This is a genomic window from Streptomyces sp. NEAU-YJ-81 (assembly GCF_017592595.1).
Lineage (GTDB): Bacteria > Actinomycetota > Actinomycetes > Streptomycetales > Streptomycetaceae > Streptomyces > Streptomyces hygroscopicus_B.
Genome location: NZ_JAGFNO010000024.1, coordinates 109,828 through 133,276 on the forward strand (window position 1 = coordinate 109,828; position 23,449 = coordinate 133,276).

Consider the following 23,449-nt stretch of genomic DNA (forward strand, 5'->3'; position numbering starts at 1 on the left):
TGACAGGAGCCTGTGATGACCGCACCGCAGCGCCCGGCGCGTCGCGGCCGTGGCCGTCGGCCGATCGCGCAGGTACGGGCAGAGGTACTGGAGGCCGCCGCTGCGGTTCTGATGCGTGAGGGCGTCGGCGGGTTCACGATCGAGAAGGTCATCGTGCACTCCGGGGTCAGCTCTGCCACCGTCTACAAGCACTGGCCTTCCCGCGGGGCGCTGGCTCTGGACGGCTATCTGCACGCGGTCGGTGATGAGATCGCGTTGCGCGACACGGGCGACATCCGTGCCGACCTGGTCCGTGGCATTACCGCCTTCGTGCGCATGGTCGGCGTCGAACCCGCCGGTCCGGTCTTCGCGCAGCTGATCGGCGCCGCCCAGACGGACAGCGAACTGGCCTCCCAGTTCGATCAGCATTACTTCGGCCCACGGCGACGCCAAGCCTTCGCTCTGTTGGAGGCGGCGAAGGAGCGCGGGCAGATCCGGTCCGACGCCGACCTCGGCGTCATCGTCGACATCATCTGGGGAGCGTGCTACATCCGCCTACTCCTGCCGCACCTGACCGGCACGCTTACCGTGGACTTCGCCCGGGACGTCGTCCATCAGGCCCTCAACGGAGTGACGCTCGTGGAAAAGTCGGGTTAGTCGGGGACCGAGTCATGACTCTGAGCTGGAGCGGCGCCCGACGTGCCCCGCCCTGGACAGTGAGCGTGTGCCGCCGACCTGGCTAGATCGGTTCTCGAGCAGTGGTCTTCTGTCGCCGCCACGAGGCGACATGCTTCAGCAGGATTTTCCGGACCTTGTCCTCGCGGGGCTCCACGTCCGCTGTCCGCCCGACAAGAATCGCAGTGGCCACACTCTCGCCCGCCTGTGTGCGCACCACGCTGGCGAAGGCGATCTGCGTCCCATGATGCCGGAGGTTTCGCGAGATGCCCGTCTTCCTTGTCTCGGCGAATTCCGCGAGGAATTCGGAGACCGCTTCGCCGTCGTCAGCCTGCTGTCTGCGCAGGTAGGCGTCTCGCTCCGGGTCGGCCTTGGCCGCCAGCAGGGCCTTCCCCCCTGCCGTCGAGATCAGCTTGCGGCGGATGTTGCTGCGTGCCGCGAACCCGGTCAGGGCGTCGGTGCCGGACTCGCCGATGTAGACGAGGTGGTCGCCGGCCTGGACCCCGAGGAACACGGTCATCCCCGTGTCCTTGTGGAGGGCGTCGAGGTCGGCCTGGCTGACCTGGCCGGCGCGGATGTGCCCGCTCGCCAGCGTGAGCCCGTAGATGGCGGGCCCGAGGTAGAAGCGCCGGTCGGCCTCGTAGAGCCAGCCCTTGGTGTGCAGTCCGCGGATGAAGCCGTGTACCGAGCTCTTCGGCGCGTCCAGGGCGCGGGCGAGCTCGGCGAACCCGATGCCTGGGTGGTACACGACCTCTTCGAGGATTTGGGTCACCCGGTCGATGGTGCGGTGGCTCTTCGGGCCGCCGGGTTCGGGTTGGGTGGCGTCGTCGGTCACGAGCGCCACCCTAACCGAATCCGACCCATCATTCGTCATTACGAACCGGTGAAGTGCGGTGGGCGCTTCGCGATCGAGGCCGCGACGCCCTCGGCGAAGTCGGCGGTGCCGAGCAGCGCGGCCTGCGCGTCCGCCTCGAGGTCGAGGGCGGCGGAGACCTCCGACACCAGCGACCGGCGCAGCGTGGCGCGGATCGACGGCACCGACAACGGTGCCGAGGCCGCGATCCTGCCCGCGAACTCGACCGCGGCCTCGCGCGGGTCGTCCGCGACGGCGTCGCACAGGCCAATGGCGGACGCCTCCTCACCCGAGACCGACCGGCCCGTGTAGAGCAGTTCCTGGGCTCGCTGCGAGCCGACCGCCCTGGGCAGCGTCACCGACAACCCGAAGCCCTGGTGGAAGCCCAGCTTGGCGAAGTTGGCGGTGAGCCGTGCACCCGGGGCCGCGATGCGGAAGTCCGCGGAGAGCGCCAGCCCGAGGCCGCCGCCGATCGCGCCGCCCTGCACGGCCGCCACCACCGGCGTGCGACCGGAGAAGAGCCGGAGGGCCTGCCGGTAGACGCGCCGGATGCCCGCGGCCCCCATTCCACGCAGGTCGGCCCCCGCGCAGAAGTGCTTGCCCTGTGCGCACAGCACCACAGCGCTCACGTCCCTCTCCTCGTCGAAGGCGAGGAGCGCGTCGGCCAGCTCGGTCAGCAGTGCCTCGTCGAAGAAGTTGTTGGGGGGACGCCGCATCTCGAGCAGGGCGACCCGGTCGGCGACCGTCTCCACGGCTACGTCGCTCATTCGGTACCTCCTGGAGTGGCGGTGAGTTCGGCGCGGGCCTCGGCGGCGATCCTCTTCTTGTCGATCTTGCCGGAGTGGGTCGTCGGCAGTGGCTGGTGTTCGACCCGCCACCGGCTCGGCACGGCGAAGGACGCCAGCCGGGGCCGCAGCTCACGGGTGAGGTCGTCGGCCGTCAGATCGTCGTCGACGACCACCACGGCCATCACCTCCTCGCCGAGGTCGGGATGCGGCACCCCGAACACCGCCGACTCCACCACCCCGTCGATCCCGGCCAGGGCCTGTTCCACCGAGGCCGGAGCGATGTTCTCCCCACCACGGATAATCATGTCCTTGGCCCGGCCGGTGATCCAGAGGTAGCCGTCCTCGTCGACGTGCCCCAGGTCGCCGGTGTGCAGCCAGCCCTCCGCGTCGATGGGCGAGTCATCGACCCCGAAGTACCCGATCATCTGCGTGGGGCAGCGGACCAGGATCTCGCCGTCCTGGAGCTCGCCCGGGTCGAGGATCTTCAGCTCGACGCACGGCAGCGGGCGCCCGGTGCTGCCAGGCCGCTCGGTCGTGTCCTTTCCCGACGCCGCGGTGGCCTGACCGCCGTTCTCGGTCAGTCCGTAGCCGGTCGCCACTCGGGGCTCGACGCCCGGCAGTCCGGCGCGCAGCTGGGCGAGGAAATCCGAGTGCACCGGGGCGCCACCCACAGTGATCGACTTGATCGAGGTCAGGTCACGGGTGTGGACGTCCGGGTGTTCCAACACCCGGGAGACCATCGTGGGCACCGCACTCCACCGGACGATCCGCCACTGCTCGATCAGCCGCAGCACCTCGGCCGGATCGAACTTACCGGTCGGCATGACGAGCGTGTCGCCGACCGTGATCGCGCGGATCAGGGTCTGGATCCCACCGATGTGGAACATCGGGCCGGTGTGCAGGCCCGCGTCCCCGGTGGACTCGTCCACCTGCTGAGGCAGCCGCCGGGTGATGTGCAGCAACATGTGCAGCCCCGCGAGCAGCGAACGGTGCGAGAGCACGACGGCCTTCGGCTTGCCGGAGGTGCCCGAGGTGAAGACGAAGGCGGCCGGATCGTCCTCGTGGCGCGCGGCCCCACGGTGCGCGACAGCGGGGACGGCCCCGGGCTCGGGGACGGTGCAGGCCCAGCCGCCGGCGGGGGCTGCGTCGGGGAGGGCCCGCGCGGCCCGGGTGTCGGCGAGCACGAGCGCCGGCTCGAGCAGCTCGAGCGCGTCGGTCAACTCGGCCTGACCCCACCAGGCGTTGCCCAGCACGGGCACCGCCCCGACCGTCACGCACGCCCAGAAGTTGATGATCCACTCCGGGCTGTTGAAGCCCAGCAGCAGCACCCGGTCACCCGGCCGGAGACCATCGTCGGCGAGCTGGGCGGCCTTCGCCTCGGCCGCACTGCGCAGCCCCGTGAACGTCACCACCCGATCGCCCTGGACGATGTGCGGACGATCGCCCCAGCGGTCGGCGAAGGCGAGCAGGGCGCCGATGTCGCGGGGACGCTGCGGGTAGGTGCGGAACGGAATGCCCCGGACCACCTCCGTCCCGATCTCCTTGCCCCACACAGCCGGCGGACCGGCTGGCCGCGTCACAGTGCCTCCTCCGGGCGCCGGGGGAGGACGACCGTCGCCGTGCCCGGCATGCAGTTCTGCTCACGCTGGTTGTGTGCCCAGGTCTCCAGGTGCACCACGGCGTCGCCGTCGGCGTCGATCTCCTTGCCCACGACCTTGCCGCCCAGCCGGACGACGTCCGACAGGTAGACATGCGCCCGGTACTGGCCGTGGACCGCTTTCACCGAACCGGTGTCGCCGATCCAGTGCGTCAGGGTGTGGATCTGCCAGCAGGTGCGCTGGATGCCGACGTCGTAGGCGATCTGCGCGCCCTGCAGCCGCGCGGCGTAGTCGTTGTAGTGCACCGAGTACACCGGCTCGAGGGCGTGCGTATTGGGGTCGCGGAAGGCCCACTTCGGATGCTTGCGGTACCGGCGCAGCGCGACTCCGTGCGCGGACAGGCGCGGGATCGGAGCGGCGCCGGAGGCGACGTAGGCGATCTCGTCGGTGAGCCCGATCGGACCCTTGGTCAGGGTGTCGAGCTCGTCGCCGATCCGTACGTCCTCCCAGTACCGCGGCTCGGCACCGCGCGGGGTCTCGGCGAGGATGTCCTCCTCGACCTTCGCGAGTTGCTCGTCCGTCCACGGGTGCGGGATCTCGATCTTGCGTGAGCTGCGGCGCTTCTGCATCTCGCCGCGCTCGAAGCGCATCCGCGAGCAGATGAACCTCGCGACGAGGCGGCCGTCCTGGTTCCAGTACTCCTGACGCAGGTAGTCCTTGATCCGGCGGCCACCGAAGGTGCTTTCGATCGGGTCCTCGAAGCCGTCGAACCAGACGCGTGCCGTGATCTTGTCGCCGACCCGGATGGGGGCGTGGAAGGTCACGTCGGTCTCGGCGTGGAACCCACCGAGACCGCGCCACCCGACCTGGACCGAGCCCAGACAGGCGAAGATGAAGCTCGGCGGGGCGACGATCCCGCCGAACGGGCCTGCGGCGGCGTACTCCTCGTCCGTCCACAGCGGGTTGTCGTCGCCGATGCCCTCGGCGAATCGCAGGATGGCCAGTCGGGTGGCGTACTCGTTGTTCACGCACGCGTCCGTGCGGAGTTCGGTCCCGATCAGGTTCCGCATGCTCGTCAGCATCTCGTCGGTGAACTTGCCGGTGGCAAGTTCCTTGCTGATTCCCGCGTTCTGCGGGGTCTCCGTCGTCGTCATCGCACTTCCTTCGGTGATCGTCGTGGCGGTTCCGGGAGTCCGCCTCTACCAAGTCCCGGTGATCAGGTCGCGAACGTCCTGCTCCTCGGGAGGACGCGGTCCGGCGGTGATGGCCCAGTCGTCCATGGCGTGGGCGACGACCTCGGCGAGCGACTCCCGTGCCACCCCGATGTCCTGGAGACGACGAGGCACCTCGAAGACCTCCAGCAGGCGCTCGACCTCCGCGATGACTCCGTCCGCACTGCGGTCGGCGAGCCCCAGGTAGCCCGCGACGGCCGCAAGACGGTCGGGAACCACGTTCGCGTTGAAACGCATGGCGTGCGGCAGCAGCAGGGCTTCGACGACGCCGTTGGGGGCCGACGACCTCGGTCCGATCGCGTGCGACAGTGCTTGTGCGAGACCACCGCCGCTGTGATCGCTCCCTTGGCCGCTCATGATTGCCGCAAGCATCAACTGCAGGCGCGGAGCCGCCTGGTCCGGGTCCTTCAGGACCTGAGGCAGCCAGGTCACGACGGTGCGCAGCGCATGCGTCAGCAGCGCGTCGGCGAGTGGATCGACCCGACGGGACTGCAGGCCCTCCACCGCCATCGAGAAGATGTTCAGGGCGGCCGACCAGCTGAGCCGCGGGGGAGCGGTGAGCGCCATGCCCGCGTCGAGGACGACACCCTGGGCGCGGGACTTCGGGTCGTAGAGTGCGAGCCGCTCTCCCGTCTCCGGATCCAGCACGGCGGCGCCGGCCTTGGCGTAGGCCGTCGTCGGCGAGCTCGGAACCACCCACTGCGGCAGCTTCGGCGCGGACAGTTTCGGGCTCACGAGTCGGCCGCTCTCCCGCCGGGTGCACAGCTGCCGTACGTCCCTGTCCTCGCCCAGCAGGATCGTGGCCGCACGGGCGGTGACGACGGACGACCCACCGCCGACCGCGATCACCGCGTCCGCCTCGTGATCGGCCAGGAAGGCCCTGGCCCGTTCGACGGAGGGCAGCGGGCTGTGCTCCTCGACCCCGTCGAACTGCCCGACGAGGCGCTCACCGAGCACCTCGTGGACACGGCCCATCGCCTCGGCGTGCGCCGCCACCGCGGGAATGCAGATGATCACCGCGCGGCGTGCCCCGACCCGCGTCAGCTCTCGCGGCAGAGCGTCCAGCGCGCCCTCACCACAGAAGGTGCGGAAGGCCGGGCTCAGGTGCCGGATCCTCAGATCGGGTTCAGCGCTCACGTGCTGTCGCTCCTTTTGCCGTGTCGCGTCGCGGGCGCGTGGGCCGTACGCGGGTCACGTACTCGGAATTGGGTCGGGCTTCGGGCGGGTCTTGCCTCGGAGGCAGGACGGCGATGCGGGTGTCCACGGTCATGTCTGTCTGTTCCTTCTCGGTGTCCGAGCCCTCCGGTGCCGTCTGGCGAGCGGCGCTCAGATGACGCCTGCATGGCGCAGCTTGGCGATGTCGTCGGCGGACAGGCCGAGCTCCTCGCTGAGCACCTCGTCGGTGTGCTCGCCCAGCTCGCCGGACCGCGTCGGCTCCACGATGGGGGAGTCGGAGAGGAACAGCGGGCTGCCCAGGGTCATGAACGGCCCCCGCTCGTCGGTGACCGTGCGCAGCACCCCGCGCTCACGGACGTGCGGGTCCTCCAACAGCTCCGGCAGGGTCACGACCGGCGCGCACGGAATCTTCAGATCCTTCAACGTCGCGGCGATCTCGTCCTTGCTCCGAGTTCGGGTCCAGCGGGCGACGACGGCGTCCACCTCATCCATGTGGTCGCAGCGCCCGGGCATCGTGCCGAACCGCGGATCGTCGGCCGCCGGGTCGTTCATCAGCTCACACAGCCGAGACCAGTGCTGGTCGGTCGGGCACAGCACCGTCACCCATCCGTCCGCGGCCGGGTACGCGTTGTAGGGAGCGACCGACATTCCTCCGTGCCGGTTGCCGGTTCGTTCGAGGCTCTCGGTGTTCTCGCTGAGCAGGCCGGCGATGTTGGAGGTCAGCGAGGGGACGATGGCGTCCTGGAGGGCGACCTCGACATGTTGCCCGCGGCCGGTGCGGGTTCGCTGGAACAACGCGGCCAGTACCCCGGCGAGAATGTGCGTGCCCGCCATGAAGTCGACGACCGATGGTCCGGTGCGGACCGGTGCTCCGTCGGCGAAGCCGGTTGTGCTCATGATCGCGGTCCGCGCTTGGATGGTGAGGTCCATGGCGGATTCGCCGGCGTAGGGGCCGAAGGACCCGAAACCGGTCCCGGAGGCCATGATCAGGCGCGGGTTGATTGTGCTGAGCTGGTCGTAACCGAGGCCGAAGCGGTCCATCGCCCCGGGGGACAGGTTCTGCACCAGCACGTCGGCGTTGCGGACCAGTTCGCGCAGGACGTCCTGTCCGGCGGGGGTGGCGAGGTCGAGGCGGATGTTGCGCTTGCCGGAGTTGAGGAAACGGAACTGGATCGGGTGACCGTCGTCGTCGACCGCTGGCAGCCGCCGGTAGGGATCACCCTGGGGTGCTTCGACTTTGATGACGTCGGCGCCGAGACGGGCCATCAGCATGGTGCAGTACGGGGCGAAGTAGAACTGTCCGACACAGATCACCTTCACGCCTTCGAGGGCGGTCATTCCGTGCCTCCGTCGCTTCGGGCGTCACTCAGGTCGTGGAGGACGTCACGTCGTCCGATCACGGCAGCCCTCCCGGGTCGCAGCACCGTCGGCGAGGTCGAGGCTCACTCGACACCGAGATGCTAGTTCGTTATTACGAACTTCAGTCCGTATTTACAGCCTCACGCTACGATCGCGCTCCGTTGATGTCAACGGGCGCGAGGCCCTCCGGTGGTGTTGACACCCGAGTGCTCGCGACTTACTTTTCATTCGTCCATGCGGTCGCTAGTTCGTAATTACGACCACATGGTGGTTGCGGCTTTGGACGGGGCCGCAGCTGTCCGTTCTCCAACGAAAGGACAACCATGAAGGTCGGCTTCATCGGGCTGGGGGCTATGGGTCAGGGCATGGCCCTCAACCTGCGTCGAGCGGGCTACGACCTCGTCGTGCACGACCTCAACCGGTCGAGCGGCGCGCCTCTCGAGGCGGCCGGGGCGACGTGGGCGGACTCCGTCGCCGACCTCGCGGATTCGGCCGACGTGGTGTTCACCTCCCTACCGGGCCCGGTGGAGATGCGGCAAATCGGCCTGGGCGACGACGGGCTGCTGAGGGCGCTCAAGTCGGGCAGCACGTGGTTCGACCTGACCACGAACTCACCCACGGTCGTGCGCGAGGTCCACGCAACCTGCCGTGAGCACGGCGTCGAACTGTTCGACGCCCCGGTCAGCGGCGGCCCCAAGGGCGCACGCTCCGGCAAGCTCGCCATCTACGTGGGTGGGGACCGACAGGCGTTCGACCGCCTGGGCTCTGTCCTCGACGCCATCGGTGACCAGATCCTGTACGTCGGAGAGATCGGCGCGGGTAACACCGCGAAGCTCGTGCACAACTGCGCCAGCATGATCATCCGCTCCGGGATCGCCGAAGTCTTCACCATGGGGGTCAAAGCCGGTGTCGAGCCTGCCGCCCTCTGGCACGCCCTGCGCCAGGGCGCCATCGGCAGGGCCCGGACCTTCGACCGCGTCGGTGACCGGTATCTGCAGGAGGCCTTCGACCCCCCGTCGTTCGCGCTGGCTCTGGCGAACAAGGATCTCCGGCTGGCTCTGGAGCTGGCCGATCAGCTCGACGTCCCGATGCGCGCCGCCCGCCTGGTCCAGGAGGACTTCAAGGAGGCTCTCGACCGCGGGTGGGGCAACCGGGACTCGCAAACCCCGCTGCTCCTGCAGAACGAGCGAGCGGGAGTGAAGATCAAGCTTTCCGCCGACGAGGTCCAGGCCGTTCTCGACCGCGGCTGATCAGCTCGCACTCCACCGATGACGAGGAGAGACGACGTGGACACCACGGACACCAAGACCACCGGGCGCCGGATCATGAACGAGCTCATGGGCGACGGCTATGTGGAGAAGAAGGACCAGAATCGGAACAGCTTCAACGATGTCATCCAGGACTACTCAGAAGAGGTCTGTTTCGGTCGCATCTGGGCCCGTGACGGCATCGACCGCAAGACCCGCAGCATCATCAATCTCTCGGTACTGACCGCGCTGGGCCGGCCTGCCCAGCTCGCCCATCACGTCGAGGGTGCGATCAACAACGGCGCGACAGTTGCCGAGATCAAGGAGGTCCTCCTTCAGACCGCGGTGTACTGCGGCCTGCCCGCGGCCGGTGAGGCATTCAAGGTCGCTGAAGGCGTTCTGCGGGCCGGCGGCCACCTCGACTGACCGCACCCCACCACAGCGGCCGACCTCAGCGGCCGACCTCAGCGGGCGGCCGTACGACGGCGGCTGTACGACGGCTGCCGTTCCGCCTGGTGCGGACATTCAGACCGCGTGGCTACGATCTCGCCGGCTCAGCGTCGGCCGTGGGCGGGCCGATGTCCGTGGCGAGACAGCCGTAATGACAGTCATCAGTTCTTGTACATAACCGCTGTGGTCATGTCGTGACCGCTGCGACGATGCTCGAGGAGTGTGTTCGGTGATCGAACGCGATCAGATCTTCATCGACGGCAAGTGGGTGCCCTCCGCGGGCACCGATGTCATCGAGGTGATCAACCCGGTCACCGAGGAGGCTGTCGCCACCATCCCGGCCGGTACCGCGGCAGATGCCGACGCTGCCGCCCGGGCGGCAGCCGCGGCCTTCCCGACCTGGTCGAAGACCACGGTCGAGGAGCGTGTGGGGTTCCTGCGCAAGCTGGCCGAGCTGACGGAGAAGCGTTCCGACGAGATCACCAGGGCCATCGTCAGCGAGATCGGCCAGCCCTACGCGATCGCCGCCGAGGCCCAGGGATCCTCCGCCGTGGTGGACCTCGTGAGCCTCGCCGAAAGCCTGCCCGAGATCACCTGGCGGGAGCAGGTCGACCACACCGTCGTTGCCCGGGAGCCTGCCGGGGTGGTCGGCGCGATCACACCGTGGAACGGGCCCATGCGGATGGTCTGCATGAAGGCCGGAGCGGCCATCGCGGCCGGGTGCACCGTCGTGCTCAAGGGGACCGAGGTGGCGCCGCTCAGCTCGTTCATCTTCGCCGAGATGGTCGCCGACGCCGGGCTGCCCGACGGGGTGTTCAACCTCGTATCAGGTACCGGACCTGAGGTCGGCGAGGCCATCGTCACCCATCCGCTGGTCGACATGGTCTCCCTCACCGGCTCCGTCCGGGCGGGCCGCCGGGTGATGGAGCTGGCCGCCCAGGGGATCAAAAAGGTCGCCCTCGAGCTCGGCGGCAAGTCGGCGAACATCATCCTGGAGGACGCCGATCTGGCGCGGGCCATCGAGGTCGGAATGGAGGACGCCTTCCGTAACTCCGGGCAGGTGTGCGGCGGGCTGTCGCGCGTCCTCGTCCCGCGCTCGCGGCTGGCCGAGGCCGAGGACATCGCGGCCCGCAAGGCGGAGAGCTACGTCCTGGGCGACCCCTACGACCCTGCCACTAACCTCGGCCCGGTCGCCAACATCCACCAGCGGCAGCGGATCCGCGACTACATCCAGTCCGGCCTCGACGAGGGCGTACGGCTGCTGACCGGCGGCCCGGACGCTCCCGAAGGACTCGACCGCGGCTTCTTCGTCCGGCCCACCGTCTTCTCGGGTGACAACACCTCGCGCATCGCGCGCGAGGAGATCTTCGGCCCGGTCGTCGTGATCATCCCGTTCGACGACGAGGACGACGCCTTCCGGATCGCCAACGACACCCAGTACGGGCTCGCCGGGGCGATCTGGGCCGGGGACGACGATCGTGCCCGAGCCCTCGCCGGCAAGCTGCGCGCCGGGCGGATCCGGATCAACGGCTCCGCGGTCAACCAGCGGGCTCCGCACGGGGGATTCAAGCTCTCCGGCATCGGCCGCGAATTCGGCCGGTACGGCATCGAGGAGTTCCTCGAGTACAAGTCCATCGGCTGACGGGGAGAGAGACATGATCACGGTCAACGCCCGCTCGGTCTCCGGCCCTGATGAGCCGTTCAAGCCGATGACGCTGGAGCGCCGGGAGGTCGGCCCGGGTGACGTCCTGATCGACATCGCCTACTGCGGCATCTGCCACACCGACGTCAGCCGCGCGCGCGGCGAGTTCGGATCGACGCACTACCCACTCGTCCCCGGCCACGAGATCGCCGGCACTGTGTGCGCCGTCGGATCCGCATGCCGGAAATTCGCGGTCGGCGACCGGGTGGGTGTCGGGTGTCTGGTCGACTCCTGCCGGGAGTGCGACTACTGCCGCGCCGGCATGGAGCCCTACTGCCGCAACGGCCACATACGGACCTACAACTGCCTCGACCGCGCCGGGCAGTACACGCAGGGCGGCTACAGCGAGAAGATCGTCGTCGACGAGGGCTACGTCGTCCGCATTCCGGATGTCATCCCGCTCGAGTCGGCCGCCCCGTTGCTGTGCGCGGGGATCACCCTGTACTCCCCGTTGCGGCACTGGAAAGCCGGGCCGGGCGTCAAGGTCGCCATCATCGGATTCGGTGGGCTCGGGCACGTGGGAGTACCGATCTCGGCGGCGCTCGGGGCGCACACCACCGTCTTCGACCTCACGATGGACAAGGAGGCCGACGCCTACCGTCGCGGGGCCGACGACTACCGGCTGTCCACGGATCCGGCGATCTTCACCGACTTCGCCGGCGCGTTCGACCTCGTCCTCTCCACGGTGCCCGCGGACCTCGACTACGACGCCTTCCTGCGATTGCTCGCACTCGACGGGACGTTCGTGAACCTCGGCGTTCCGAAGAAGCCCATCTCGCTCGACGTGTTCTCGCTGCTGTACAACCGGCGTTCGCTCGCGGGCACGCTGGTGGGCAGCATCGAGGAGACGCAGGAGATGCTCGATTTCTGTGCCCGGAACGGGATCACCTCGGAGGTCGAGGTCATCACGGCCGACGAGATCGACGCGGCATACGACAGGGTCGCCGCGAGCGACGTCCGGTACCGGTTCGTCATCGACATCGCGACCATGGCGACCGGCTGAGCCAGGGTCGGTGACGCGGCTTCCCGAGCAGAGCCCAGAACACTGAGGAAAGGCCGTTCGCAGATGACGACGACGAAGTGGGTCATCGACGCCGTGAAGCTCGGCGAGCTTCGGGACGTTCCCGCCGAGGAGGTCTACCTCCAGGACCGCTCCCGACAGGTCGTCAGCATGCCGCTGGTGATGTTCGTGCTGAGGTCGGGCGACCGGACCGTCGTCGTGGACACCGGCGGCCCGGCGGACGAGGAACAGATCCGCCGCATGATTCCCTTCGGGTACGAGGTGGGGGAGGAGGAGCGCCTGGAGAACGCGCTCGCCCGCTTGGGGGTGCGCGCCGACGACGTCGGTCTTGTTGTCAACACCCACCTGCACTGGGACCACTGCTCGAACAACAACGCGTTCCGCAACGCCGAGATCCTCGTCCAGCGCGCAGAGCTGGGCTACGCCGCGGCGCCGTGCCCGGCGCATCTGCGGGCGTACGGGATCCATGGCGACTCGGTACCGCCGTTCGCCCGGTGCCTGGAGCGGGTCCGGGCCCTCGACGGCGGGAGCGAGATCGCGTCCGGGTTGGGGGTCCTGCCGCTGCCGGGGCACTCGCCCGGGTCGCAGGGCGTCCGTGTCGACACGGGCGAGGGCACCTTCGTCATCACGGGTGACTGCGTGGACACCCTCGACAACTGGGGCAACGGAGGTGCCGACCTGCCGTTGCCGTCCGGCCGGTTCACGGACCTCCCCGCCTTCTACGCGAGCCTCGCCCACCTCAAGGGCACCGGCTGGACACCGCTGCCCAGCCACGACCACACGGTGGTCGAGAAGGCGACCTTCGGCTACTGACACCTCCGGACGCCCGTCGGCGGTGCCGGCGTCGCGGGCCAGAAAGGAACGTGTACAGAAGTGACCGTGTTACGTACGGGCAGGGGCCCGTCGGCAGGCTAACCCTCTGGGGCATCTCGGGATCGGTGGTGCTCCCGTCCATCGCTCATCAGGCAACAACAGGAAGGCGACTCGCACATGACCCGGGTGCTGGTGGTGGAGGACGAACCACAGCTCGTACGGGCACTCGAGGTCAACCTGAAGGCGGGCAAGTACGAGGTGGAAAGCGCACCCGACGGAGCCACCGCTCTCCGGGTGGCCGCCGCGCTCCCTCCGGATGTCTTCGTGCTCGATCTCGGCTTGCCCGACATGGACGGCCTTGACGTGATCAAGCACCTGCGCCGCTGGAGCCGGGCGCCGATCCTCGTTGTCTCCGCCCGCCGGACCTCCGACGAGAAGGTCGAGGCGCTCGATGCGGGCGCCGACGACTACGTCACCAAGCCTTTCAGCATGGACGAACTGCTGGCCCGGCTGCGGGCGGCGGTCCGCCGTACGCAGACCGAGACGATCGACGACGACACCTCGGTCGTGACAACGGAGCAGTTCACTGTCGATCTGTCCGCGAAAAAGGTGCAGAGGGACGGCCGCGATGTCCGGCTCACCCCGACCGAGTGGCATCTGCTGGAAGTGCTGATCCGGCACCCGGGGCGGCTGGTCACCCAGAAGTCGCTGCTTCAAGAGGTGTGGGGGCCCACCTACAGCAGTCAGACCAACTATCTCCGGGTTTACATGACCCAGTTACGACGCAAACTTGAAGCGGACCCGTCCCATCCCCGGCATCTGATCACCGAACCCGGCATGGGATACCGCTTCGAAATCTGAAGACAGTCGTCATCCTCGAAATGCGGGACGGCGCATAGCCGCAGCTCGACGTCACGGACTCGAGCGGTGCGGGCGGCGGCCAGCAGCGCGCTCAGCCCCGTGCAGTCGCAGAACGTCAGCCCGCCGAGGTTGACGACCACCACACGGTTCTCCCCGACGGCGCTCTGGAGTGCCTGGGCCAAGCTCACCCGACACCGCGACCCGGCCGCTGTCGGGTCCGGTGGCCTTCCGGTCCACCCTGATCGTCTCATGCACCGGCATGCCCCCTTGGCGCGAGGCGGCCCGAAGGGCCCGTATCGAGGAAAACCCCGGACCAGCGGTCCTGTCCACCTCCACCGGGGACGTCAGCGGCCATGCGGGATGCGGGGGCGTATCCGTCGTCGTGAGCGCTCCTCCATGGCCGAGGCCGAGGAGCTGTTCCCAACCCAACGACCCCGGACCACGTAGGCCCGGGGTCGTCTGATCTGCCGCGCACGGAGACCACGGGCGTGCCAGGACGCCTTTCAATCTGCATCTCCAATCCTGCTGCGCTTGAAGACGACCCAGGCGCCGGGCCGGGCCCATGTCAGCGGCGGCGCTGGTCGGCCCGCAGCTCGAAGTCGCCGTAGCTGTTGTCGGCGGGGTTGACGGTCACTCCGGGTGCCACGATCTCGTCGATGCGGTCGAGGACTTCGGCCGGGAGTGTGACGTCGGCGGCGGGCAGGAACGCCTCCAGCTGTTCCATGGTGCGCGGTCCGATGATCGCCGAGGTGACGCCGGGGTGGTGGACGACGAAGGCGACGGCCAGCTCGATCAGGGTGAGGCCCGCCTTCTCCGCCAGGACCGCGAGCTGTTCGACGGCGTCGAGCTTGCGCTGGTTGGCCGGGCGGCTCATGTCGAAGCGGGCCTGCGGGCGCGCCGCGGAGGCCGGGCCGGAGGTGCTGTCCTTGCGGTAGCGGCCCGAGAGCCAGCCGCCGGCGAGCGGGCTGTAGGTCAGGGTGCCCATGCCATGGCGGCGCACGGTGGGAAGGACGTCTTCCTCGATGCCGCGGACCAGGATCGAGTACGGCGGCTGCTCGGTCACGAACCGCTCCAGACGCCGTTCCCGGGAGGTCCACTGCGCCTCGACGATCTGGGAGCCGGAGTAGGACGAGGAGCCGATGTAGCGGACCTTGCCCTGGTGTACGAGGTCGGAGAGGGCGCCGAGGGTCTCGTCGACGTCGGTGTCCGGGCTGGGGCGGTGGACCTGGTAGAGGTCGATGTGGTCGGTGCCCAGGCGCTTGAGGGAGTTCTCGACCGCGCGCATGATCCAGCGCCGCGAGCCGCCGCGCTGGTTGGGGTCGTCCTGGTCCATCGGCATGAAGAACTTGGTGGCGAGGAACACGTCGTCGCGCCGGTTTCCCAGCGCCTTGCCGACGATCTCCTCCGAGACGCCGCCGGAGTAGACGTCGGCGGTGTCGATGAAGTTGATGCCCGCGTCCAGGGCGCGGTGGATGATCCGTACGGAGTCCGCCTCGTCCTCGTTGCCCCAGGGGCCGAACATCATCGCGCCCAGGCAGAGCGGGCTGACCTGGACGCCGGTGCGGCCGAGCGGTCGGTACTGCATGAAGTGGTTCTCCTCGTTCGTGTGGTCAGTCGTTCCCGGAGGGGACGACCGTGCCGGTGCTCGCCCAGCTGGCGAGAAGGCCGAGGGCCTCCCGCTCCGGCGAGTCCGGCTCGGGGGTGTAGAAGTTCAGGCGGAGGCCCGGGTCGGACGGCAGATCCATCGCCTCGTAGGGCAGCGCGAGATCGCCGACCAGCGGATGGTGCAGGTTCTTCACACCGGAGCGGTGGAACTTCACGTCGTGGCGGGCCCACCTGCGGGCGAAGTCGTCGCTCCTGGTCGTCAGCGCTCCGACCAGGTCGGTCAGCGCCTTGTCGTGCGGCGCCCGGCCCGTTTCGGTGCGCAGGAAGGCCACCGCATCGTCGGCCCCCTTGTCCCAGTCGACCCAGAAATCCTGGCTCGCAGGGTCCAGGAACATGAAGCGGGCGCTGTTGACCGGCCCGCGCTGGGCGAACAGCGGCGAGTCGAAGACCGGTGCGTACAGCGCCCGCCCCAGCGCGTTGGCGGCCACGATGTCGAACCGGGCGTTGCGTACGTACGCCGGCACGTCGGTCATGGAGTCGAGTAGACGCAGGATCGTGGACCGTACCCGGGAGGAGGTCACCGTGGGCCGCTGACCGGAGGGGGCCGACGCGCGGGCCAGGTCGTAGAGGTGGGTGCGCTCGGCCTCGTTGAACTGCAGGGCGTGCGCCAGGGCTTCGAGGACGGAGTCGGAGGCGCCGCTGAGGTTTCCGCGTTCGAGGCGGACGTAGTAGTCCACGCTCATGCCCGCGAGCAGGGCGACCTCCTCGCGGCGAAGGCCCGCGACGCGGCGGTTGCCGCCATAGACCGGCAGCCCGGCCTGTTCTGGAGTGATCCGTGCCCGCCGGGTGCTCAGGAACTCGCGGACCTCGGCGGCCAGGTTCTTCCTGTCAGTGCCGGCCATGGTCGGACTCCGCGCAGGTGTTCCGTAGCGATGCGAGACGGCATGACGCGTCGCGGATGGTGGCTTCGGCGGGGACCAGGGACACGGGGAACTCCTTCAGATCGGCGTGAATCTTGTGCCGGCTCCTCCACGGTAGGTCGGTCGGGGAGCCCCTGCGAGGTACTGCCATTACCTGGAAGAGCAGGGACTCCCACCTGCGGACCGGCGCGCGGTTTGCTGGAGAAGACCGAGGCCGGCACTCCGGGAGCACGACCTCGACTTTCCACCGACCTGAAGGAACACCGTGCGCGCAGCACTCATGTACGAAGCCGGCGACGTCCGCGTCGAAGGCGTGGCCGACCCGAGCCTCAAGGAACCCACCGACGCGCTCGTCCGCATCACCACGGCCTGCGTGTGCGGCAGCGACCTGCACCCCTACCGCTCCATGTCCGCCGCTGACGGCCCGGTCCGGATGGGTCACGAGTTCATCGGAGTGGTGGAGGCGACGGGGAGCGATGTCCAGACAGTGAAGAAGGGCGACCTGGTCCTCGCTCCGTTCGCCTACTCGGACGGTACCTGCGAGTACTGCCGAGCCGGGCTGCAGACCTCCTGCCGGCACGGCGGCTTCTGGGCCGTGAACGGTATCGACGGTGGCCAGGGCGAGGCGGCTCGCGTGCCGCTGGCCGACGGCACCCTGGTCAAGCTGCCGGTCGATGCCGACGACGCGCTCATCCCCTCCCTGCTGACCCTGTCCGACGTGCTCGGCACCGGCCACCACGCCGCCGTCCGCGGCTGCGTGCGACGGGGCAGCACCGTCACGGTGATCGGGGACGGCGCCGTCGGTCTGCTCGCCGTGCTCGCCTCGAAGCGGCTCGGCGCCGAGCAGATCGTGCTCATGGGCCGGCACGCCGCCCGCACCGACCTCGGACGTGTGTTCGGAGCGACCGACGTGGTCCCCGAGCGTGGCGGCGAAGGCATCGAGAAGGTGCGCGAGCTCACCGGTGGCGGCAGCCCGATCGTCCTCGAAGCCGTCGGACACCGCCCGGCCTACGAGCAGGCATACGGAGTGGTCCGCCCCGGCGGGACCATCAGCCGCGTGGGCGTGCCCCAGTATGAGGAGGCCCCGGTCGGCTTCGGCAGCCTCTTCGGCCACAACGTCACCCTGACCGGGGGCCCTGCCCCTGCTCGCGCCTACATCGAGGAACTTCTCCCCGACGTCCTGGAAGGCCGTATCGAGCCGGGCCGGGTCTTCGACCGCACCGTCGGTCTCGATGCAGTCGCCGAGGGCTACCGGGCGATGGACGCACGCGAGGCTCTCAAGGTGCTGGTGCGGCCGTGACCAGGCAAGCTGTGATCCGCACGGTGGAAGCCTCTGCGTGCCTCGCCAGCGCTTCGTTCGCCGTCCGGGCGATCACGGGAACCTACGCCAGAGAGCTGACGATGGGGCTGGTGACGCGATGACCACCACCGCACAGCGCGCGCCGGTCCCCGCGTCGCAGCGGCCGAAAGAGACCCCGGTCCACGCGGCGCTGATCCTCGCGATCATCTGCGTCAGTTACTTCATGGTCATCCTCGACAACTCCATCGTCTTCACCGGGCTGCCGCAGATCCGCTCCGCCATGGGATTTTCGGAGACCGGCCTGTCCTGGATCACCAACGCCTACGTCCTCGTCTTCGGCGGACTGCTGCTGCTGGGAGCCAGGGCCGGTGACCTGTTCGGACACCGCAGGGTGTTCCTGCTCTCCCTGGTCGTCTTCTCGCTGACCTCGCTCCTGGTGGGCGCCGCGCAGACCCAGTGGTGGCTGATCGGCGCCCGGGCGCTCCAGGGCATCGGCGCCGCGGTTCTGGCACCCTCCGCCCTGTCGCTGCTCACCCGCAGCTTCGCCGAGGGCCGGGCCCGCAACCGCGCGATGGCCGCCTACAGCGCCGTCGCCGGTCTCGGCGCGGCTTTCGGCCTAGTCGTCGGAGGACTGGTCGCCGACCTGATCTCGTGGCGGGCCGGGTTCTTCCTCAACGTCCCGGTCGGCATCGTGATGATGGTGCTGGCCCTGCGTTTCCTGCCAGAGACCGAGCGCCGGCGGGGCCGCTTCGACGTGGCCGGCGCGCTGCTGGCGACCCTGGGTTCCACCGCTCTGGTCCTCGGCATCGTGGACGCCGCTGACTTCGGGTGGACCGCTCCCGCCTCGCTGGTGCCGCTCGTGGCCGGTGCAGCGATGCTGGGGCTCTTCGTCCGGGTGGAGCGGCGGGCCGCGCAGCCGATCGTGCCTCTGCGGCTGTTCACCAGCCGGGAGCGCAGCGGCGCCTACGTCACCCGGATGCTCTACATGGGCGCGATGATGGGGTTCTTCTTCTTCACCGCACAGTTCGTACAGAGCGTCTACCACTGGACACCGCTGCAGGCCGGCCTCGCGTTCCTGCCGATGACGCTGGTCAACTTCGTCCTCGCCGTCCAGGTGCCCCGACTGCTGGAACGAGCCGCACGGCCGCTGGTGCTCCTGACCGGGGTCGCCCTGACCACGGCGGGCATGGCATGGCTCAGCCGCCTCGGCCTGCACACGCCCTACCTGACGGGCGTGGCGCTGCCGATGGTGCTCATCGGCGCCGGGCAGGGCCTGGCACTGGCTCCGATGACCTCCAGCGGTGTCGATGGCGTCGCCCCCGGTGACGCGGGAGCAGGCTCGGGCCTGATCAACACCGTGCACCAGATCGGCAGCGCGCTGAGCCTGAGCATCCTGACCGCTGTCGCCGCCGCCGTCTCCACCGGCCACACGGCCGCCGACATCGCGGCCCGCTCGGGCGCGGCCCTGACCGGCTCCGCCGTCCTGCTCACGCTGGCGGTCGTGGCCGTTCTCACCCTCATCGTGCCCGCACGGGCTACCCGCAACGAAAGGTCCCTGTGATGCAGACCCTCACCCTTAACAACGGCGTCGACATGCCAGCCCTAGGACTCGGCGTCTTCCAGACCCCTCCGGAGGAGACCAAGGCCGCCGTCAAGGCCGCGCTCGACCTCGGCTACCGGCACATCGACACCGCCGCCGCTTACGGCAACGAGCGCGAGGTCGGCCAGGCCATCCGCGACTCCGGGGTGCCCCGCGACGAGATCTTCATCGAGACCAAGATCTGGATCAGCGACTACGGGTACGACGAGACCCTGCACGGCTTCGACAAGAGCGCCGCCAAGCTCGGCGTCGACCGGATCGACCTGCTCATCCTGCATCAAGCCCTGCCGTCCGACTTCGACAAGACCCTCGCCGCCTACCGCGCCCTGGAGAAGCTCCTGGCCGACGGCAAGGTCCGCGCCATCGGCGGCAGCAACTTCATGGTCGATCACCTGACCACCCTGCTCGACGCCACCTCCGTCGTCCCCGCCGTCAACCAGTTGGAGATCCACCCCTACTTCCAGCAGCGCGCTGTCCTCGACTTCGACGACCAGCACGGCATCCTGAACCAGGCGTGGTCGCCTATCGGCGGGATCACCTTCTACCCGGGCTACGGCGAGGACCGCAAGAGCGTCCTCCAGGACCCGGCCGTCACCCGCATCGCCGAGGCACATGGCAAGAGCCCTGCCCAGGTGCTGCTGCGCTGGGGCCTCCAGCAGAGCCGCTCGGTCATCCCCAAGTCCACCAAGCGCGCACGCATCGCCGAGAACATCGACGTCTTCGACTTCGAGCTCACCGCCGACGAACTGACCGCTCTCGACGCCCTGGAGACCGGCCGGCGCGGCGGCCCCGCTCCTGAGGCCGTCACCCTCGCCGAGTACGGCCGCGCCATCCCCGAAGCCTGACGCGGCCTTCCAGACAGACTTCTCAGAAGGACCCACTGTGCCCACCACCGTCAAGGCGTTCGGCGCCCACGACGTACGTCAGCCGCTCGTTCCCCTCACCATCGAGCGCCGCGACGTCGGCCCGCACGACGTCGAGCTCGACATCCTGTACTGCGGCATCTGCCACTCCGACATCAACTTCGTCGGCGGTGAGTTCGGCCCGCTGCCGACCAGCCCGCTCGTCCCCGGCCACGAGGTCGTCGGCCGGGTCACCCAGACTGGCTCCGCAGTCACCCGCCACCAGGTCGGGGACCTGGTCGGCATCGGCTGAGGAAGTGGTGGCTGCGGCGATCGGTGAGGGAGGCCGCGGCCCGTTTGTCGAGGAGGCGTTGCCGGCCGAGGGCCCGGGTCCTCTCTGGGCGGCCGGCGAGGGGCGACGTGTAGTGCTGGGTGAGCCCGAGTGCACGGGTGGATGCTGTGGCTGCCTGTCCGTGTTCGTGCAGCGTGACGGCGGGATCGTGGAGTGGTCCGACTGGCAGGTGCCGCACTTCTCGGACCAATCTTCGCCGCCGGCCAGCCGGGAGCTGCGTCAGTGGGGGCTGCGTGCCGAGTACTGGATCAAGGGTGACGGCGAGCCGTTCGACGAGGAGGACGCCACCGAGTCGGGCAGCTTCCTGCGGCTGCGCACCGATCAGGTGCGCTTTTACCCGATCGACGCCCTGGAGAACGAGTATTACCCCTTCGACGACTCCGGGTACCGGCAGTATCCGCGCGCCGGTGAGGACCCCGTCGAGCCGCTGCCCCTCACCGAGATCCCGCCCCTCGTCCTCTCCGAAGTGCTGCGCGACGTCGACCTGTTCGTGGGCGTGGCCAGCGTCGGCAACGACCCGGCGTGGCAGGACGGCGGCCCCGGCGGCCGCTTCCGGGAGTACTGGACGTCGTACGGCTTCGGCGAGCTGAACCAGAGCGCAGAGATCCGCCGGGCGCTCCTGGAGCGTCTGATTCCGCGGCTGGCGATAGCGGACCGCTGCCACCTGGAGGGCCGCTTCCTGTATGTCAAGGGCGAGCGCCACACATACAAGATCCACCTGGGCTCGGGCAACATCCTGATGAGCCCGAACGACCAGTACCTGTGCATCGTCTCGAAGTCGGGCGACGCAGGCGCGGAGACCGGCTATCTGCCCTTCGAGGGCGACCGGATCCTGGCCGTCGTCCTCAGCAAGGCGATGCTGCTCGCCGACGACACGAAGATCACGGATCCGACCATCCTGAGCCAGTTGTGGCCCCGGTACGACGGCCTTCGTACGCTTGTCCGGGCCCAAGGCCAGCATGTGCCTTGGGCCGATGGAAAGTACGAGGGTCTGAGCGTCGCCGAAGGCCATGCCGTACGTGGTTCTGCTTCCTGCCGTTCGTATGGTCAGGGCCGGGTTGTCGCCGATCAGGAACTGGCCCGTCTCGGGCGTGATCACCTCCAGCCGCCGCGTCGACGCCAGGTCCCGCATCTTGTAGAAGGTGTCCTCGATGCTGGTGCGGAAGAGCTTGCCGCTCTCGTAATCGTGGGTGACCGAGGACCGTTCCACGAGACGATCAGCGAAGGCGCCCAGGGAAGCCGGGCCGGACAGATGCAGGCCCGTCTCGCGCTCGCGCAGCACGGCCACGTGAAGCAAGTCCGTCGGCGAACGGAGTGCCGGCGTGCACGGGGGAGAACGCCGCAGGAGGGAGTCTCTCCACCTCGCCCCACAGTGCTTCGGCGGAAGGGGAGTCGACGGCGACGAAGTTCTCGACCCAGCCGCATCGGCTGGTGGGCATCCGCTTGTGCAGGTCGAACGGGAGCAACTGCTCGCCGGCGCCCTTCGGTCCGGGCATTGGGAACTGCTTGAGCAAGACCTGGGAGATGAGGTGCTGCTGCGATGTGTGCTGTGCCGGTGCCACCCACCTGATTCTGCCAAGCGCCCTCTCCACCGCTACGGGTTTCTGGACCGCCGACCGACGTCATTGCTGGTCAGCGCAGCCGCACCACGGTGACGACGGCGTGCCGGGTCGTGCCCGCTACGACCTCCACCACGGCATCGCCTTCGGCGGGCGTGCAGGAGTCACCGGCCTTCGTGAACTCTTGCCCGTCCTGGGGGACGACCATGTGCGGGGCGATGCCGGAGGCGAGCGCCGTGCTCAGCCGCTGGGTCAGCGCTACACGCCCGTCGGGGAGCCGTACGGCGAGCGCCTTCGGATGCCGCGCCGTGCCGGTGAAGCCGACCACGGCGACGTCGACCGTGTCCGCGTGCCGGACCTTCCTTCTCTGCACTAACAGCTCCTATCACGCGGGCAAGTGGGGGCTGGAGGGCTTCACCGAGAGCGTCAGCCGCGAGGTCTCCGATTTCAACATCCACCTCACTCTGGTCGAGCCCGGCGCCACCCGCACCGGCTTCGCTTCGGCCCGCCAATACACCATCGAAACGACCGTCTACCGCGACAATGCCGTCGGCCAGACCCGGCGCTATCTCGAAACCGCGGACGAGAACGTCTTCACCGGTGACCCCGCCAAGCTCGCCGCCGCCATCTACGAATGTCTCACCGCGCTCGAAACGCAGAAGGATCTCGCTGAATCCGTCGCCTTCGCCCACTGATCCACCCCAGCAGTACCTGGTCACGGGCGCCCCCTCCGCACACGGCGGGCCGGCTGCACTATCCGCAGCTCCAGTTGCCGAGCAGCATGTCGACCGCCGAGTGCAGAGCCGCTGCGGGCACTCCGTCACGCAGCTGCGTGGAGATCCCCAGGAGGAAGCCGTGGATTATGGTGGTCACGCCGTCGATGTCGGTGTCGATAGCGAGTTCGCCCGCGGTGACGCCCCGCTCCACGCACGCCCTGATGCGCACCCGGTCTGCTTTTCGCCGCGCCGATACGGTCGCGCATACGCTGGCGTGCTCTTCCCCCGGCGGCCGCATCGTGCCGGACAGGGCGATGAGGCAGCCGGTGGGGTGGGACGAGTCGGCCTGCATGTCGATCGAGCCGTGCAGCATGCCGGCCACGGCCTCTCGCGAGCTGAGCGTTCGGTCCTCGATGGCATCGGCGGCGCGGCCCGGTCCCTGCATGTAGTGCCCGACGGTCTGTTTGAACAGTCCCTCCTTTGAGCCGAAGGCGCCGTACAGGCTCGCGGAGGACAGTCCGGTGGCGGCGCGCAGCTGTGCCAGGGAGGTCGCTTCGTACCCCTGCTCCCAGAACAGCAGCATCGCGGCCTCCAGTACGGCCTCCATGTCGAAGGTGCGGGGACGGCCGGCCGGCGGCATATGAACCTCCTGCATCACAAGACGAGCGTTCCGCTACGGGAGCGCTTTTCTGCCTCCCATATTGGACCAACTGCTCCACAAAGCGCCAAGCGCCAAGCACTCAAGCGTCCGCGTACCGACGGCTCACAGTGACCTCGATCACTTATGGATCAATCAATCCG

At 68.9% G+C, this 23,449-nt stretch carries 23 protein-coding genes and 1 pseudogene; 13 read left to right on the plus strand and 11 right to left on the minus strand.

The features are described 5' to 3' along the window. Nucleotides 1-15: 15 nt before the first annotated feature. The gene (locus tag J5X86_RS36420) at nucleotides 16-636 is read left to right on the plus strand and encodes a TetR-like C-terminal domain-containing protein (protein ID WP_208520944.1); all 621 of its coding nucleotides are present in this window, start codon (nucleotides 16-18) and stop codon (nucleotides 634-636) included. A gap of 82 nt (nucleotides 637-718) precedes the next feature. On the opposite strand, the gene J5X86_RS36425 is transcribed toward J5X86_RS36420, so the two are convergent. The 6 genes from J5X86_RS36425 to J5X86_RS36450 form a co-directional block, all read right to left on the minus strand. Further along, nucleotides 719-1,489 (minus strand): IclR family transcriptional regulator, encoded by a 771-nt coding sequence (locus tag J5X86_RS36425; RefSeq protein WP_208520945.1) that lies wholly within the window; start codon nucleotides 1,487-1,489, stop codon nucleotides 719-721. 38 nt (nucleotides 1,490-1,527) lie between these two features. After that, a complete protein-coding gene (locus J5X86_RS36430) occupies nucleotides 1,528-2,274 on the minus strand; it encodes an enoyl-CoA hydratase/isomerase family protein (RefSeq protein ID WP_208520946.1) in 747 nt (248 codons plus the stop codon). After that, entirely contained in the window at nucleotides 2,271-3,875 is a 1,605-nt protein-coding gene (locus tag J5X86_RS36435; protein ID WP_208520947.1) for a class I adenylate-forming enzyme family protein, read from the minus strand. The genes J5X86_RS36430 and J5X86_RS36435 overlap by 4 nt, the downstream gene beginning before the upstream one ends. Further along, nucleotides 3,872-5,047, minus strand: coding sequence for a MaoC family dehydratase N-terminal domain-containing protein (locus J5X86_RS36440; RefSeq protein ID WP_208520948.1), 1,176 nt, complete (start codon nucleotides 5,045-5,047; stop codon nucleotides 3,872-3,874). The genes J5X86_RS36435 and J5X86_RS36440 overlap by 4 nt, the downstream gene beginning before the upstream one ends. Before the next feature lie 45 nt (nucleotides 5,048-5,092). Further along, the gene (locus J5X86_RS36445) at nucleotides 5,093-6,262 is read right to left on the minus strand and encodes an iron-containing alcohol dehydrogenase family protein (protein ID WP_208520949.1); all 1,170 of its coding nucleotides are present in this window, start codon (nucleotides 6,260-6,262) and stop codon (nucleotides 5,093-5,095) included. A 189-nt stretch (nucleotides 6,263-6,451) separates the two neighbouring features. After that, nucleotides 6,452-7,639 (minus strand): CaiB/BaiF CoA-transferase family protein, encoded by a 1,188-nt coding sequence (locus tag J5X86_RS36450; protein ID WP_208520950.1) that lies wholly within the window; start codon nucleotides 7,637-7,639, stop codon nucleotides 6,452-6,454. Nucleotides 7,640-7,974: 335 nt separating this feature from the next. On the opposite strand from J5X86_RS36450, the pseudogene J5X86_RS53025 reads away from it, so the two are divergent. The 6 genes and pseudogenes from J5X86_RS53025 to J5X86_RS36480 all read left to right on the plus strand — a co-directional run. Further along, nucleotides 7,975-8,910 (plus strand): annotated as a pseudogene (locus J5X86_RS53025) (NAD(P)-dependent oxidoreductase); the annotation flags it as partial. Between the two features lie 36 nt (nucleotides 8,911-8,946). Continuing rightward, a complete protein-coding gene (locus J5X86_RS36460) occupies nucleotides 8,947-9,333 on the plus strand; it encodes a carboxymuconolactone decarboxylase family protein (RefSeq protein ID WP_208520952.1) in 387 nt (128 codons plus the stop codon). Nucleotides 9,334-9,586: 253 nt separating this feature from the next. Next, nucleotides 9,587-10,999 carry an aldehyde dehydrogenase family protein gene (locus tag J5X86_RS36465; RefSeq protein WP_208520953.1) on the plus strand — a complete coding sequence of 471 codons (1,413 nt, stop codon included), beginning with the start codon at nucleotides 9,587-9,589 and terminating at the stop codon, nucleotides 10,997-10,999. Nucleotides 11,000-11,012: 13 nt separating this feature from the next. Further along, entirely contained in the window at nucleotides 11,013-12,062 is a 1,050-nt protein-coding gene (locus tag J5X86_RS36470; RefSeq protein WP_208520954.1) for an NAD(P)-dependent alcohol dehydrogenase, read from the plus strand. A gap of 63 nt (nucleotides 12,063-12,125) precedes the next feature. Then, a complete protein-coding gene (locus J5X86_RS36475; protein WP_208520955.1) occupies nucleotides 12,126-12,893 on the plus strand; it encodes an N-acyl homoserine lactonase family protein in 768 nt (255 codons plus the stop codon). Between the two features lie 177 nt (nucleotides 12,894-13,070). Then, nucleotides 13,071-13,754: a response regulator gene (locus J5X86_RS36480; RefSeq protein WP_208520956.1), complete on the plus strand. Its 684-nt coding sequence runs from the start codon at nucleotides 13,071-13,073 to the stop codon at nucleotides 13,752-13,754. Here J5X86_RS36480 and J5X86_RS53030 read toward each other — a convergent pair. From J5X86_RS53030 to J5X86_RS36495, 3 genes are all read right to left on the minus strand, one after another. Then, complete coding sequence (locus J5X86_RS53030; protein WP_374229326.1) at nucleotides 13,658-14,005, minus strand: STAS domain-containing protein; 348 nt, start codon at nucleotides 14,003-14,005, stop codon at nucleotides 13,658-13,660. The genes J5X86_RS36480 and J5X86_RS53030 overlap by 97 nt on opposite strands. Nucleotides 14,006-14,319: 314 nt before the next feature. Continuing rightward, entirely contained in the window at nucleotides 14,320-15,339 is a 1,020-nt protein-coding gene (locus J5X86_RS36490; RefSeq protein ID WP_208520958.1) for an aldo/keto reductase, read from the minus strand. Nucleotides 15,340-15,364: 25 nt separating this feature from the next. Continuing rightward, nucleotides 15,365-16,261 carry a helix-turn-helix transcriptional regulator gene (locus J5X86_RS36495; protein ID WP_208520959.1) on the minus strand — a complete coding sequence of 299 codons (897 nt, stop codon included), beginning with the start codon at nucleotides 16,259-16,261 and terminating at the stop codon, nucleotides 15,365-15,367. A gap of 283 nt (nucleotides 16,262-16,544) precedes the next feature. On the opposite strand from J5X86_RS36495, the gene J5X86_RS36500 reads away from it, so the two are divergent. From J5X86_RS36500 to J5X86_RS52615, 5 genes are all read left to right on the plus strand, one after another. Further along, complete coding sequence (locus J5X86_RS36500) at nucleotides 16,545-17,579, plus strand: alcohol dehydrogenase catalytic domain-containing protein (protein ID WP_208520960.1); 1,035 nt, start codon at nucleotides 16,545-16,547, stop codon at nucleotides 17,577-17,579. A gap of 118 nt (nucleotides 17,580-17,697) precedes the next feature. Then, entirely contained in the window at nucleotides 17,698-19,140 is a 1,443-nt protein-coding gene (locus J5X86_RS36505; protein ID WP_208520961.1) for an MFS transporter, read from the plus strand. After that, nucleotides 19,140-20,024, plus strand: coding sequence for an aldo/keto reductase (locus J5X86_RS36510; protein ID WP_208520962.1), 885 nt, complete (start codon nucleotides 19,140-19,142; stop codon nucleotides 20,022-20,024). The genes J5X86_RS36505 and J5X86_RS36510 overlap by 1 nt, the downstream gene beginning before the upstream one ends. A gap of 37 nt (nucleotides 20,025-20,061) precedes the next feature. Then, on the plus strand, nucleotides 20,062-20,334 hold the full coding sequence (locus J5X86_RS52610) for an alcohol dehydrogenase catalytic domain-containing protein (RefSeq protein WP_308124821.1): 273 nt from the start codon (nucleotides 20,062-20,064) through the stop codon (nucleotides 20,332-20,334). Nucleotides 20,335-20,494: 160 nt separating this feature from the next. Further along, nucleotides 20,495-21,883: a hypothetical protein gene (locus J5X86_RS52615; RefSeq protein ID WP_308124822.1), complete on the plus strand. Its 1,389-nt coding sequence runs from the start codon at nucleotides 20,495-20,497 to the stop codon at nucleotides 21,881-21,883. Nucleotides 21,884-22,005: 122 nt separating this feature from the next. On the opposite strand, the gene J5X86_RS36530 is transcribed toward J5X86_RS52615, so the two are convergent. Then, complete coding sequence (locus J5X86_RS36530) at nucleotides 22,006-22,260, minus strand: hypothetical protein (protein WP_208520963.1); 255 nt, start codon at nucleotides 22,258-22,260, stop codon at nucleotides 22,006-22,008. On the opposite strand from J5X86_RS36530, the gene J5X86_RS36535 reads away from it, so the two are divergent. Continuing rightward, nucleotides 22,241-22,627, plus strand: a complete 387-nt coding sequence (locus J5X86_RS36535) for an SDR family NAD(P)-dependent oxidoreductase (protein ID WP_308124823.1) — start codon at nucleotides 22,241-22,243, stop codon at nucleotides 22,625-22,627. The genes J5X86_RS36530 and J5X86_RS36535 overlap by 20 nt on opposite strands. 58 nt (nucleotides 22,628-22,685) lie before the next feature. Here J5X86_RS36535 and J5X86_RS36540 read toward each other — a convergent pair whose 3' ends face one another. Beyond that, nucleotides 22,686-23,288, minus strand: a complete 603-nt coding sequence (locus tag J5X86_RS36540; RefSeq protein ID WP_208520964.1) for a TetR/AcrR family transcriptional regulator — start codon at nucleotides 23,286-23,288, stop codon at nucleotides 22,686-22,688. Between the last annotated feature and the right edge of the window lie 161 nt (nucleotides 23,289-23,449).